Below are 13,636 nucleotides of genomic sequence, written 5' to 3'. Positions count from 1 at the left end.
TTAGTATAATAGTTTATAAAAAGACGGGCATCTGATTTATTACAATCAGGCCCGTTTTTTATACTCTGAAAATCGTGAAGCTTATTTTTTTCTTTTCTTTATTCGGAGATACCATTCATCCAGTTTCTCAATAAGTATTGTAAGATACCGGAACAGGGACTCTGCAGCAAAGGAAAAGACTATGAGCAACAATACGCATATTTTAGACATTTCGCTTATTGCAAACAGCTGGTTTAGAAAGATACCGCAAAATATCAATCCAAATATATTAATAATAAGAATCCCATATTTGAGCCGATTGAAAGGCTCACTGATCTTAAATAATATGATAAATCCTACCACTGCAAGAAGCATGGTGGATGCGGTCGCTATGTCATTTTTCGGGAGTGAAAAGACCTGTCCGCAAATTACGAGAGAGGCCACTGCCAGAACATCGGTCAGACCAGCCGGTAATGCTTTCAACATAACATTTTTAAGGAAATGACCCTCAATGCGTTTTTTGTTTGGCTCTAAAGCCAGCAAGAAACCAGGAAAACCAATGGTAAACATACTGATCAATGATATTTGAGAAGGCTCCAATGGATATGTGAAGGAAATGAGCAGAGACAGCAAGGCCAGTAACAGGGAAAATATATTCTTGACCAAAAATAAAACGGAAGAGCGCTGCACATTGTTGACCACTTGCCTTCCCTCCAACACCACATCAGGCATATGAGCGAAATCCGAATCAAGAAGAACTACCTGCGCTGCCTGAGTTGCAGCTTCACTGCCTGACGCCATTGCCACACTGCAATCAGCGTCCTTCATAGCAAGAATATCATTTACGCCATCTCCGGTCATTGCAACGGTATGTCCTGCATTTTTCAGTGCCTGTACAAGGAGTTGTTTTTGCTTTGGAGTGACCCGTCCAAAAACAGTATATTGTTCCAAAGCAGCAGCCAGTTTACGGTCAGAATCCAGCGTTCCTGCATCTATAAACCGTTCTGCGTTCTCTATGCCTGCACGTTTAGCAACTTCTGATACCGTTTCCGGATTATCTCCTGATATGACTTTGACGGTGACCCCTTGTTCTTTAAAATAAGAAAAAGTAGCTTTTGCATTTTCTCGTATGGGATTTGTTAAAACAAGGTATCCCAATGGCACAACTTTGTCCGTAAGCCCGTCCTTCATATTGCTGCCGCTGTATTTGCCCAACACAAGTACTCGGTGTCCATTCTTAACATAGGAACTTATTTCTGGTGCAATGGAATTATAGTCCTCCCGCATAACAAATTCAGGCGCACCAAGGACAAAGTTTCCGTCCTCGAAAGAAATACCGCTGTATTTGGTTGTGGAAGAAAAGGGAATGATGTCTAAAGGCTTTCGTCTTTCTACGTTTATATTTAATTTTTCAGTGTACTCTTTTATGGCATGAATGGTAGCATTATCGTCAGCCATTGAAAACGCATAGTCCACTAAAAGTTGTTCCGGATCTTCTATAATAGTAAGCTCCTGATTGGTCAGGCTTTTAATAAACTCCTCTACTTCCATTCTTGTTTCGGTTATGGTTCCAGTCTTATCCACACAAAGCACATCGACTCGTGCCAGTGCTTCTATACTCTTCATATCATGAAGCAGGATATGTCTTTTCGCCAATCTCATAGTACTTAAGGCCAGTGCTATGGTTGTGAGGAGGTAAAGTCCCTCCGGTATCATTCCGATCAGGGCTGCCACCATGGAAACAATGCTTTTTTGCATGGTTTCCTGATTTACAACATATCCCTGATAAAATAATAGTGCACCAATAGGAATGATTCCGATTCCAATCCATTTAACCAGTTGATTGATAGAACGAATCATTTCGGACTGTTCATCGTTACCCATAGCTTTTGCTTCTGCGGTCAGCTTTGTTATATAAGAGTCATTTCCCACATGCTCTAATTTCCCATAGCACTGTCCGGCTACTACATAACTACCCGATAAGAGCTTACTTCCGGTGGTCTTTTCAATCTCATCTGCTTCCCCGGTTAAAAGTGCTTCGTTGACCTGTACCGTTCCTCCCATTACAACGGCATCTGCACATATCTGATTCCCTGCTGTTAGTAAAATGATATCGTCTCTTACCAGATTTTCGGATAGGATTTGCTCCTGCGTCCCATTTCTGATTACAATGGAGTGGGGGGCATTGATGATATTCATTTTATCCAGTATTTGTTTTGCCCTAAGCTCTTGTACAATCCCGATTATCGTATTGCCAATGATGATGGGCAAAAACGTAAGATTCCGAAATGAACCTACGTAGATTAGTAAAATGGCTATAATGAGAAAAATCAGATTAAAATAGGTCAGAGTATTAGACATGATAATCTCTTTGACTGATTTTCCAGTTGTGATGGTGGATTGATTTACAAGCCCTTGCTCAACTCTTTCCTGGACTTCTGCTTCTGATAGTCCATTTAATATTTTATTTTTTGCTTCATCTGGTAGATTGTTCATGCGACACCTCATTAATCTTTTTACCGGGCTTATAGAACTTTTGACCGTGATATGGTTCATAATGTGGAATATCTATGATTAAGCCGGGAATCATAATGTACATTACAAGTTTAATTCTGAATTTTTGACAGCTAATTTATACAAAAATACTTTATTTTTTGAAATAATATTTTTATTGTATATAATAATCATTAAAACTACAACGAAAGTATTCTTAAACTATCATGAATATATTCTAAAGCGTTCATTATTTTTATAGAAAGTGACCCTGTACATTGGGTGATTTTATATCGTACGTTTAAAAGGGAGGTATTTATTCTTGATTGAAGAGTCGAGAAAAGAATTAGATAGGCTTATGAGAGTATTGAATCATTAAAACCCACATAAATGCGTTTTTGAGAAACGCATTTATGTGGGCCATGGTTTCAGCTTATTAGTATATACCATCAGCAGCAATAACTGCTTCCAGTGGTGGTGTATCTCCCACAAGACCGACTGCGAAAATGCTAAAAATAGTACCTGGTGTAAGATATACATCTGGTATGGTTAATACAACTTGATTTTCTCCTGTAGGTCTGACTTGAAGGGTATAGGTTCCTGGATTTACAGCAATGTAGTCAGTAAATTGTGTGTAGGACACATTTTCAAAGAGCTTCGTTCCATCTGTCAGTGTGATATCTACAGCTGGAGCGTTCGGAGACAGATGTACAAAACGTACATAGGAAGCATTTCCCATTTCCATTGGCATATTCGGAGTAAATACTTCAGGAATAGCCATTAAACCTATATTGGCTAATTCGCCTGCAGCTGCAACTGTAAATGCGCTGTCTTGAGGAATTGTAACATTTGTATCTATGACAGCGTTTGTTTTACTGCCTGCGGGAAATACCTGTATCTGGTAATTACCAGGTACGATTGGAAGATAATCGGTTAATTGTTTATAAGAAAGTCCTTCTGCAATTAAATTATTATTTGCATAGATGTCCACGGCAGGAGCATCGGGGGAAGCGTGAAGAATTCTGATAAATGACATCCGAAATGCTGGCTGCATGGAATAATAAGAGTTACCTTCTTGGGTATACATATACATGGTTTTCGACCTTAGGATCTTTGATATATATTATGAAAGAAGATATGCAGTGCTACCATTAATTCATAAGTTTTAAGAATATTTTACGTGTTTGCAACATCGTTTCCTTGAAATAATGCATATGTTAAAGTCCTGATAAATGAAAAAAACTTGTGAAAGAGTGATTTTTGTTCATTTCCCCTATTCTAAATCAAAAATAGCATATTTTAAGTCATAACAATCCCTCCAAACTTGTAAGTCTGAAGGGATTGTTGTATGTTAAAACTTAAAACGTTTTAATGAAATCTCATATTTTTATTTATCAATCTTGTTGATATCAACTTCCGGAATTTTAGCGGCTTCTGTTTCCTTACTCTCTACATCTTGCCCTTGGTTTGACTGCGCTATGGACCCAATTGATTGAGCAGTAGTAGTATTAGTAGTAGCAGAGGGCTCTGAATTACGATCCAAAGATACGCCAAGCTTATCCAACGTAATAAATTTTAGCAAGGTATCCATAACGGTACTATTTCCGCCGGAATTGCTTGAGGATCCGTTTTCACTACTTCCCATCTGTACAACAGTCTTTGGAACAATATCGACTGTTGCGTTTTTAATTGCGTCAGTCAGTTTATCGGTGACCTCTTGAATGACTCGGAATTCAGCACCACCATAAGCTTTGACCTGTGCCTCAATGGCCTGAGCCTTGGCCAGGCCGACATTTGATTCCTTAGAAGCTTCTGCTTCGCCTTCCAGCTTGATTTTGGAGGCATTAGCTTTTGCAAGAGCAATAATCTGATTCGACTCCTGTTCTGCACGGCTTGCAAGGGCCGCACCATTGTTACCCTCTATTTCAATCTGAATCTTGGATTTGGTGAGGAAGCTCTGCTGTTCTGCAATCGCCTGTGCTTCACGAAGAGATTTTTCACTTTCCGCTGCGGATTGCTGCTTTTGGTAGGTGACCTTTTTTTCTTCGGCAATCTGCCGTTCTCTAAGCTGCATCAAAATGTTTTCTATTTGGGTATCGGCTACTGTTGTTTTAGGGGTGCCAATTAAAACTTCCTCTAATTGAAGATTGTATTTTTCGAATTTTTCCTTCATTTCTAAGACAGCCCGCTCTCGAATGGCACTACGTTCCTGTATCAGCTCAATAAGCGTTTTCGTCTGTGCCACATCTTTAAAATATGCGCTGACCAGCGGATCAAGCGACTGGTTTACCAGCATACCAATATCACCAAAGCGCTGAATGACCCATGGTGCCTGCTTGTAGTCAATATGCATTACAACCGAAAGAGGGAGTGATGGCTCAAATGCATCCTTGGTGATAATATCAACCTCTGTAAGATTTTCATCATACTTATGATCGCCAGTTTCTGTTTTGTTCCATTTTAAAATAATATTGGTAGTTGGAACCAGTACAACTTTACCAGCATCGGTATTAAATGCATATTTACCAGGCATCAAAGGTTTTTCAAGTACGCCTTTTGATCCAACGCTGACAAGCTCCCCATGCTTATAGTTTTCTCCCGAGGTATCCACGCCTTCACGGCCAAAGAAAGAAACTACAACGCCTACAAAGCCAATGGGGACGACTGTTTTAGGCCGGAATTCGACCGTAGCGAATAGGCGGTTAATGTAATAGGTACCATCCGTTAATACCTGAATCTGTTTCCCTCGTCTGCCGCCAAGCTCCAGAAATTTCTCAGGATCCTGAAAGCTGGCATGTTCTTCGCCCATATCCGGAGCGATAATTTCTCCTTGCTGAATCGACGTTCCGTCGTGCACTGTGACAATGCCCATCATGTCACTGGACTCATTGCCTTTGCCCATGATAACGACAGGTGTGAACCCATCCCTGTCAATCAAGGTTTTCTGCATGCTCACCAACTCGTTTTGCTCCTGCTTGGAATTACCGGATATGGATTTAATGCTGTTGGGGGTAATTACAATAAACTGAGCCAGATTGATGGCATATGTTCCTTCCCTTAAAATCCCTCTCTGAGGACCCCTCTGACCACCATTTTTAAGAAATCCAGAGACATCCTGAAAATTGTTTGCTTCCTCCACGATACGTCCCAACGTCTGCACCGGGGAGAGGGGAGAACCGTCACGGGCAAATAAATAGGCAATTTGTCCCTGGGGTATGGTGATAAGGGGGTATTTATGTATCTTGTACATGAGAACGGATTTGAAATGGATGCCACCACGCAGCAGTCCAGGCGCATAACCAGCTTCCCCGTTCAGCGCTATAATGGAATCCTTAAGAGAACCTTTAGGACTCCACCATTTTTCAACGACTGCCACCTCATTAGAACTGATGACTCTTAACCCAAGAATTTTGAAAATGAGCAGGTAAAGCAACACAAGTATTCCAACCGTAGTTCCTGCTATCATTAGCCATTGTTCCATAAATAATTCCTCCTACTATAATGTTGTTGATCCGTTGATAATGCTTTGTGTAGAGTGTTCCGTAGCTTTTGGGGTAAAACGTTTCCTTTTTACAGTGTAAAGCACCACCCAGCTTTCCATAATGACACATGGTGAAATATCAACTCTTATGAAGAGAAAATCAACGATAATTTGCTCACTTAACGATAAAAGATAAGGGTAAGCAAATTTGCCTTGAAATTAGTTTGGATATGGTGTATGAGTTTTGAGCATTAAGGAAGCATTAAGTCATTTTTTTATTTATTATTTTGAAATGAGATAGTTATTATTTCTACTATCTTAATGAGATAATACTCCTTATAATTTCAAATATCAATATTGATTTTCTAATATATACTCATAGGTCGAATCCTGTTCCAGACGATATCTATTTTGGGATATAAAAAGAAAGTGGGCAACTTCAAGATAGCTGAGTTCTCCACGATTTCGAGGTAAGCATTAGTTGAATAAAATATATTTGTTTTGTCAGGGTGATTTAGTGATGATAGGTGTATAAATGTTAATTACCGCTTGTTAAAATTCATGACAACGCTCATTATAAAACTCAAAATCGGGCTTTGTATCGTCAAATTCAAAAACGCTGTTCTATGCGCACCTGGGAAAGGGGGGGAATTCGGAGCCGGGCTTAATAAAGAAACAATATCATTTTAGATTTCATATTTCGTGCAATCACGTGTTGTGTTGATGGGTAAATTCATGTCTTTTAATTAAAAATTAATAAATCTGGAAACGCAAAAACCCTGGTATATACAATAATCTCTTGCATTTACCAGGGTTGAAAAGTGGAGACAACAGGATTCGAACCTGCGACCCCCTACACGTCAAGCAGATGCTCTCCCAGCTGAGCTATGTCTCCATATAGGAATTGTAACTGAAAGAGTAGAAAAAGGCAAGCAATATCGTTGTTATAGCGACTATTTCTAATCGACATTTTATTTGCAATTTCGCAAGGCTTTTATATAAAAAATACCGGTAATGAGCGATGCTTAGAAAGTCCGAGTGTAAGATATCAATATAAAGAAGACAGCAAATCACGGTAATTTCAAGGTACAGAGATAACGAACAGTGTCCGGATATTTTTCACCTAAGGATACTATCTGAAAGCCACATTTTCGGTAGAATCCAGTAGCGTCATCATCTGTTTCAGCTTTTATTATACTACAATTGAGTTTTTTCGAGGCGAAGGCTATCAGTTTTGATGCAACCCCTTTACTTCTAACAGATGGTTTGGTAGCAATGCTCATAATTTCATACTCGTCATTGATTAGGTGCTTTAGAATAATTACACCGCAAGGAATGCCATTAACATTACAGGCAAAAGAAAAAATATCGGCGTCTGTATCATATTTGTGGGCAAGACTATTCATTTTTTCTTCTGTAGGCCTGTACTGACTAAGGGAGATAATATCTAAAATGCGCTTATCATGAAGATTACCACTAATATTAATAAAATTCATATTATGACCTCCTTATTTTTCTTACGATTATGCGAACAACAAAATATCTTATGATTGTATAGAACACTATTTTAAGGCAGTATTCAGAAAATATGATTTCGGCAATCAAAATATTGCTCCAAGTGATGTGTGCGAAAGAATTAAGAATTATTTGTAGCTAAGAAATGGTTCCTTTGCTTGTGTTTAGATAACAAAAAAAAGACCACTCATGAGCAGTCTTTTTATCACTTAGTTTATGCGAGACAAACATTAACGGCCTGTGGCCCACGATTACCCTCTGCAATATCAAATGTTACAGATTGTCCATCTTCTAATGATTTATAACCGTCCATAGCAAGACCTGAGAAATGAACGAAATATTCTGTGCCTCGTCCGTCGCTGATAAAACCAAATCCTTTTTGTGAATTAAACCATTTTACAGTACCTTTATTCATGAAAGATACCTCCTTAAATTAAATTTATATTAGCTAAAACTAAAAATCGCATATATAAGTAAATCATCAATAGAATAATGACTTACCAATATATGCGAAATCAAGACTTTATTAAAATACTACTCTAATGTAACACAATAATTAGTATAAGTCAATAAGGATTTTGAAAAGTGATAATTTGAAAATATGACTTCTACTACGCTGACGTACATTTACAATCCGTTTCGAGTGAGTGAGACACAAAAATCCCAGAAGCTTTATAAAACCTAGCTTCTGGGAAAGTTTAACATATCGGAGTAACAGGATTTGAACCTGCGACCTCTCGGCCCCCAGCCGAGCGCGCTACCAAGCTACGCCATACTCCGTTTTCCTGACACTATGACATTATAGCAGAAACTTTTTGATTGGTAAAGTATATTTCTTGAAAAAATCCTAAAATTAGGATATTATTATAAGGACAAGGTTAATTATATTAGAAAAAGGTGAAAATAGATGAAGCCAATCGTAAGCTTTGATGTAGACATGACGTTGCTTGACCATAAAGACTGGGCCATTCCGGCCAGTGCCATGGAAGCCATTGAACAGCTAAGGGAAAATTACACCATTGTGATTGCCACTGGCAGAGATATGGATTCCTTTTTCAGCACAGCCATTCGAGATCAGGTAAGACCCGATGCCATCATTCATCTCAATGGGACAAAGGTGACCGTAGGAGATGAAATTATTTATGAACACACCTTTGATAAGAGCCTGCTGAAACAGATCTTAAAATACGCAGAAAACACTCCATACAGCGTTGGAACTACAGTGGGAGACTGGGACTATTATATCAATCCAGAAGGTGTAAAAGCCCATGATATATCCCTTTGGGGACAATCCAGAAGACAGTTCGGAGACCCATATAAGCTGTTGGAGCTAAATGTGAGAACTATGGCTTACATGGGAGATGAGACCGGTGCCAAAGCAATGGAAGAGGAGTTTCCGGAGATTCACGTCCATATGTTTGCTGATAAAAAAGGTGCAGATGTGGTGGAGCGGAAAGCTTCAAAGGCCGTGGGCTTATTAAGGCTCTGTGAATATTATAAAATACCCTTATCAGAAACTGTGGCTTTTGGTGACAGTATGAATGATTATGATATTATAAAAGCAGCAGGCAAAGGAATTGCAATGGGAAATGCCATGGAGGAACTGAAAAAGGCAGCCGATTATGTAACCGATCCCATTGATCAGGACGGAATTAAAAATGCCTGTCTTCATTTTGGACTGATCCGCTAAATAGCAGAGGTTCTGGTGTGACAGGAAAGAAAAGGAGAGAATTGCTATGATTAAAGAAAGGCTTGAAAAGCTTAGAAGCTTAATGGCTGAGCGAAATATGGATGCTTATATGATTCCTACCTCAGATTTTCATGAGTCTGAATACGTAGGAAGTTATTTTAAATGCAGAGAATTTATGACTGGTTTTACAGGCTCTGCGGGTACAGCTGTGATTACCAAGGATGAAGCTGGACTTTGGACCGATGGACGTTATTTTGTTCAGGCAGCCAAGCAGCTGGAAGGAAGCGGCGTTACGCTTCGCAAAATGGGATACCCAGGAGTTCCGACCATAGAAGAGTACTTAGACCAGGTTCTGCCAGAAGGAGGCTGCCTTGGCTTTGACGGACGCGTAGTCAACTGTCAGACAGGACAGGAGTTAGAGAACCTGTTAGGGGATAAGAATGTCACCTTGTCTAACGAGGAAGATCTTGTCGATCTGATTTGGGATGAGCGCCCAAGCCTTTCTGCGGAATCTGCCTGGATCTTAAAAGAAACTTATGCAGGTAAGAGTTCCTCTGAAAAGATAAAAGAGCTTCGTGACAACATGAAAAAGGAGAAGGCTACCGCTCACATTTTAACGACTCTTGATGATATTGCCTGGCTTCTTAACATCAGAGGTAACGATATTGAGTGCACCCCAGTCGTTCTTTCCTATGCTTTGATTACACTTAACGATTTTTCTCTGTTCATCAATGAGCAGGTTTTAAATGAAGAGCTTAAAGCTTATTTAAAGGAACTTGGTGTCAGTGTTTTCCCATACAACGACATTTATAAAACAGTTGGACAGCTAAAGAATGAAAAGATTCTTCTGGAGACAGGAAAGGTAAACTACTCTATTGTAAAGAGCATTGATGATTCCAACCGGATCATTGATAAGACGAATCCGACCGTCCTTGCAAAAGCTGTAAAAAATCAAGTTGAAGTAGAAAATATGAAGCTCGCACATATTAAAGACGGCGTTGCACTTGTAAAGTTCATTTACTGGCTGAAGCATACGGTGGGAAAAGAGACCATTACAGAAGTAAGTGCTCAGGAGCATTTGGACCAGCTGCGCTTTAAGCAGGAAGGAAATCTTGGCTTAAGCTTTGATACCATTTCTGCCTATGGAGCAAATGCAGCAATGTGTCATTATAAGGCAGTTCCTGAAAATGATACCGTTATTGAGCCAAGAGGACTTTATCTGGTGGATTCCGGCGGTCAGTATTATGAAGGAACTACAGATGTGACCAGAACCATAGCAGTAGGTCCGCTTACGAATACAGAGCGGGAGCATTTCACACTTACTGTCATGAGCATGCTGCGCCTGGGAGCAGTGAAATTCCTGTACGGTTGCCGGGGCCTGACTCTTGATTATGTGGCAAGAGAGCCATTTTGGAGTCGCGGGATCAACTATGACCATGGAACCGGACACGGTGTGGGTTACCTGTTGAATGTTCACGAACGTCCCAATGGAATCCGTTGGCGTATGGTACCGGAGCGTCAGGACAATGGAATTCTAGAAGAAGGTATGGTTACTTCTGATGAGCCGGGTGTTTACATCGAAGGCAGTCATGGTGTCCGAACGGAAAATCTGATTGTCTGTAAAAAGGCAGAGCTCAATGAATATGGTCAGTTTATGGAGTTTGAATTCTTAACCATGGCTCCTATTGATTTAGATGCCCTTGATAAGTCTATTATGACAGAGGAAGATGTAAGGCTTTTAAATGAGTATCATAAGGAAGTTTATAAAAAGCTTTCTCCGTATCTCACAGAAGAGGAAGCTTTGTGGTTAAAAGATAATACAAGAGAGATTTAATAAGAAAGGAAAGCAGAACCAGTATGTTTTGGTTCTGCTTTCCTTTTGCTAGTCCGCCATTTCCTTCAGCCTCAGCAGAATTGGAAAAACTGCTTCCAGATCTTCTGGGGTCAAATCCTTCATCAAAGATGCAGCCTCTTGAAATAGAGGCCGTTCCTTTTTTTCCGTATTAAAAAAATCTTTGGGAGTAATCTCAAGATATTCGCAAATTTCAAAAAACTGTTTCATAGAAGGCATTGACCGTCCTGAAGAGATACCCTGGATATAGCTTTTATTTTTTCCTAAATCCAGGCTCATCTGATACTCAGAGATATCTTTTTTTAAGCGGAGCTCTGTGATTCGATTCCTTACGAACTGCTCATTCAACATAATCACCTCTTGGTTAATCATATAGGATATTCTAACTAAACATTACGTATTATATGCGTAATAATACCTGAAAAACAAGTTGCATATACGTTTGAAAAGCGTTATCATATATGTTATACGAATGGAAAAGATACGGAATGAGGGATTCCGGAAGGTACAGGGGGAAGTATCATGGTAGGAAATTCGGGAAAGGAATTTGTGGATGGGAGCACTCAAAATGAGTATAAATTCTTCCATTACAGTGAATCGGATCATTTATACAGAAACATAAGCCATTTTGCAGATACAGTTTTATTTGAATACACTTACCAGGATAGACAGCTATACTTATCAGCTAATGCGAAAGGGCAGTTGAATTTACCTGCCTTTAAAGATTTTTTTGAAACGTACAGGGACAATGCTCCCGGATTTGGAGAGATACTTTCCACGGAAATATGTCTTGGAGATACCGGAGAACCTTATCATTGGTGCTCCTGTAAACTGAGTACCAAATGGGAAGAAGGAAGGAATCATCCTGTCAGTCTCATAGGAAAACTCCATGATATCACTTGTCTGAAAAAAAGAGAAGAGCAGCTTTTGCTTCAATCCATAAAGGACGGTCTGACCGGGGTATATAATAAGACAGCATTTGAGTACCGGGTAGAAGAAAAGTTAAAGGGCGGACGTTCCGGTTGGCTGTGTATGATTGACATTGATAATTTCAAGGAAATCAATGACAGCTTTGGTCACCCCGCTGGCGACCGTATTCTGGAGCAGGTGGGAAGAATGCTTTGTCATATATTTCCTGAGCCTGATTTGATCGGAAGAGTGGGTGGAGATGAATTTGTGGTTTTTACCTCCGCTGGTGATGTTCATGATAAGGCCCAATGTCTTCTGGATATGGTGGAAAGCATTGTGCCAGAGGAAGAAGGTCGTCTTTCCGCCAGTATAGGAATCGTATCAAGTCTTGGGAAAAAGAAAGAGGAATATCAGGAGCTATTTTCAAGAGCTGACCGCGCAATGTATTTGGCAAAGGAATCCGGCAAAAATCAGGTGGCCTTTTGTTAAAAATCTTAGAGACTATTTAATTAAATACACGATGTAATGAATGCAGTTACGGGACAGGAATTAGGAACCTGCCCCGTTTTTTGATGCCTCTATTTATATATGTTATGGCAAATCGACCAGTGTGTATCGGCAGCTCATGGCTGGAATGATTTTATCTAACAGATCAGAGGTCTTAAATTTCAAGCTGGATGTATTGATACAGGGATGGCAGGCAAAATACTCATGGTCTAAAACTTCACGGTCAATGAGAAGATGGACTCGTTTCTCTTTATCATTCATTAGTCCTAAAACGGAAACAGAGCCAGGAGTGATATCTAAAAACTCTTCCATAAATTCAGGCTCCGCAAAGGATAATCTTGCAGTTCCAATTTGTTTTGAAACAACAGCGGTACGAAACTTCTTATTTCCAGGTAGCAGGAGAAGATAAAAATCAGTCTTTTGAGCATTGCGCAGGAATAAATTTTTACATACATTAATTTCTAAGATGGAATCTACTTCCTGGCATGCTTCAATTGTTGGGAGAGGGGAATGATCCAGACGAATAAAGGAAATTTCCAGCTTATCTAGAAGGTTGTAGGTCCGTAATTCTTTTGGGAGACGACCATTTGGATTAAGGGGGCGTCCTGTATAAAGTGTTTTATCTATATAAAAAGAGTCATTTTGATCAACCATTTTAATACTTCCTTCCTGTTTTTTTATAATTATATCCAGAGGGAAAGAAAATGCAAGCCTTTTTCAGTAGTTGAAAGGATTTTAATGGTTTTATGGGACAAAATGTATTATAATAGAATAAATATCGATAACAAATTTACCCGGCGGAGATTCAGAAGGGATATTCAAAACTGAACAGCCGGGGTTTATTATGTGCGATGAAAAGAAAAAGGTGGTTAATTTGATGATAGATAACAGATTAAAAAAAGAAAAATTTCGTAAGGATGTATTGATAAAAGATGAGAGGAAAGATGAAAGAAAAGGAGAACGGAAAGGATTGAAAACTGGAAAGAGGCCAATGGAAGGGTTAGAAAAAAAGAGGGAAGAAAAGGGCGGAAAGAAATCGGGAGAAAAGACGTGGGAGAAATCTGGAGATAGGTCTGGAAAGAAAGCTGGAGGGAAGGTCTGGGAAAAATCCGGAGATAAGTCTGATAAGAGATCCGGAGAGAAAACGTGGGAGAAATCCGGGAATAAGTTTGATAAGAGATCTGGAGAGAAAACGTGGGAGAAATCCGGA

At 39.5% G+C, this 13,636-nt stretch carries 11 protein-coding genes and 2 tRNA genes; 4 read left to right on the top strand and 9 right to left on the bottom strand.

Translation table 11 applies throughout. The annotated features are described in order from the left end of the window. Positions 1 to 81: 81 nt before the first annotated feature. The 7 genes from T546_RS0121490 to T546_RS0121460 all read right to left on the bottom strand — a co-directional run bounded on the left by T546_RS0121490 (position 82) and on the right by T546_RS0121460 (position 8,248). Complete coding sequence (locus T546_RS0121490; RefSeq protein WP_026893388.1) at positions 82 to 2,475, bottom strand: HAD-IC family P-type ATPase; 2,394 nt, start codon at positions 2,473 to 2,475, stop codon at positions 82 to 84. Between the two features lie 433 nt (positions 2,476 to 2,908). After that, positions 2,909 to 3,559, bottom strand: coding sequence for a DUF4397 domain-containing protein (locus T546_RS0121485; RefSeq protein ID WP_051630032.1), 651 nt, complete (start codon positions 3,557 to 3,559; stop codon positions 2,909 to 2,911). 300 nt (positions 3,560 to 3,859) lie between these two features. After that, positions 3,860 to 5,953 carry an SPFH domain-containing protein gene (locus tag T546_RS24210; protein WP_051630026.1) on the bottom strand — a complete coding sequence of 698 codons (2,094 nt, stop codon included), beginning with the start codon at positions 5,951 to 5,953 and terminating at the stop codon, positions 3,860 to 3,862. Positions 5,954 to 6,775: 822 nt separating this feature from the next. Then, a tRNA-Val gene (locus T546_RS0121475) sits at positions 6,776 to 6,848 on the bottom strand. 175 nt (positions 6,849 to 7,023) lie between these two features. Then, positions 7,024 to 7,449, bottom strand: coding sequence for a GNAT family N-acetyltransferase (locus tag T546_RS0121470; protein WP_051630024.1), 426 nt, complete (start codon positions 7,447 to 7,449; stop codon positions 7,024 to 7,026). A gap of 233 nt (positions 7,450 to 7,682) precedes the next feature. Beyond that, positions 7,683 to 7,883, bottom strand: a complete 201-nt coding sequence (locus T546_RS0121465) for a cold-shock protein (RefSeq protein ID WP_024836714.1) — start codon at positions 7,881 to 7,883, stop codon at positions 7,683 to 7,685. A gap of 291 nt (positions 7,884 to 8,174) precedes the next feature. Further along, positions 8,175 to 8,248: transfer RNA gene (locus T546_RS0121460), tRNA-Pro, on the bottom strand. Positions 8,249 to 8,375: 127 nt separating this feature from the next. Between T546_RS0121460 and T546_RS0121455 the strand changes: the two genes are divergently transcribed. Then, positions 8,376 to 9,158, top strand: coding sequence for a Cof-type HAD-IIB family hydrolase (locus T546_RS0121455; RefSeq protein ID WP_207641337.1), 783 nt, complete (start codon positions 8,376 to 8,378; stop codon positions 9,156 to 9,158). A 46-nt stretch (positions 9,159 to 9,204) separates the two neighbouring features. After that, a complete protein-coding gene (locus T546_RS0121450; protein WP_207641336.1) occupies positions 9,205 to 10,992 on the top strand; it encodes an aminopeptidase P family protein in 1,788 nt (595 codons plus the stop codon). 48 nt (positions 10,993 to 11,040) lie between these two features. On the opposite strand, the gene T546_RS0121445 is transcribed toward T546_RS0121450, so the two are convergent. Then, positions 11,041 to 11,382, bottom strand: a complete 342-nt coding sequence (locus tag T546_RS0121445; protein WP_330371985.1) for a helix-turn-helix transcriptional regulator — start codon at positions 11,380 to 11,382, stop codon at positions 11,041 to 11,043. Between the two features lie 150 nt (positions 11,383 to 11,532). Here T546_RS0121445 and T546_RS24205 point away from each other — a divergent pair, with 150 nt between their 5' ends. Further along, positions 11,533 to 12,408, top strand: a complete 876-nt coding sequence (locus T546_RS24205; protein WP_051630022.1) for a GGDEF domain-containing protein — start codon at positions 11,533 to 11,535, stop codon at positions 12,406 to 12,408. A gap of 102 nt (positions 12,409 to 12,510) precedes the next feature. Here T546_RS24205 and T546_RS0121435 read toward each other — a convergent pair whose 3' ends face one another. Beyond that, on the bottom strand, positions 12,511 to 13,080 hold the full coding sequence (locus tag T546_RS0121435) for a prolyl-tRNA synthetase associated domain-containing protein (RefSeq protein ID WP_026893382.1): 570 nt from the start codon (positions 13,078 to 13,080) through the stop codon (positions 12,511 to 12,513). A gap of 190 nt (positions 13,081 to 13,270) precedes the next feature. Between T546_RS0121435 and T546_RS24200 the strand changes: the two genes are divergently transcribed. Then, a partial coding sequence (locus T546_RS24200; protein WP_330371984.1) for a hypothetical protein occupies positions 13,271 to 13,636 on the top strand: 366 nt, incomplete at its 3' end.

Origin of the sequence: [Clostridium] aerotolerans DSM 5434 (assembly GCF_000687555.1) — a bacterium.
GTDB lineage: Bacteria > Bacillota > Clostridia > Lachnospirales > Lachnospiraceae > Lacrimispora > Lacrimispora aerotolerans.
The sequence above is the reverse complement of the archived record's forward strand: the minus strand, read 5'-3'. Positions and strand labels throughout refer to the sequence as shown.

Bases quoted from the DNA above. Each gene is read 5' to 3' on its own strand.
- T546_RS0121455 (WP_207641337.1), top strand. From the start codon at position 8,376: ATGAAGCCAATCGTAAGCTTTGATGTAGACATGACGTTGCTTGACCAT.
- T546_RS0121450 (WP_207641336.1), top strand. From the start codon at position 9,205: ATGATTAAAGAAAGGCTTGAAAAGCTTAGAAGCTTAATGGCTGAGCGA.
- T546_RS0121435 (WP_026893382.1), bottom strand. From the start codon at position 13,080: ATGGTTGATCAAAATGACTCTTTTTATATAGATAAAACACTTTATACA.
- T546_RS0121445 (WP_330371985.1), bottom strand. From the start codon at position 11,382: ATGATTAACCAAGAGGTGATTATGTTGAATGAGCAGTTCGTAAGGAAT.
- T546_RS0121465 (WP_024836714.1), bottom strand. From the start codon at position 7,883: ATGAATAAAGGTACTGTAAAATGGTTTAATTCACAAAAAGGATTTGGT.
- T546_RS0121485 (WP_051630032.1), bottom strand. From the start codon at position 3,559: ATGTATACCCAAGAAGGTAACTCTTATTATTCCATGCAGCCAGCATTT.
- T546_RS24210 (WP_051630026.1), bottom strand. From the start codon at position 5,953: ATGGAACAATGGCTAATGATAGCAGGAACTACGGTTGGAATACTTGTG.
- T546_RS24205 (WP_051630022.1), top strand. From the start codon at position 11,533: ATGGTAGGAAATTCGGGAAAGGAATTTGTGGATGGGAGCACTCAAAAT.
- T546_RS0121490 (WP_026893388.1), bottom strand. From the start codon at position 2,475: ATGAACAATCTACCAGATGAAGCAAAAAATAAAATATTAAATGGACTA.
- T546_RS0121470 (WP_051630024.1), bottom strand. From the start codon at position 7,449: ATGAATTTTATTAATATTAGTGGTAATCTTCATGATAAGCGCATTTTA.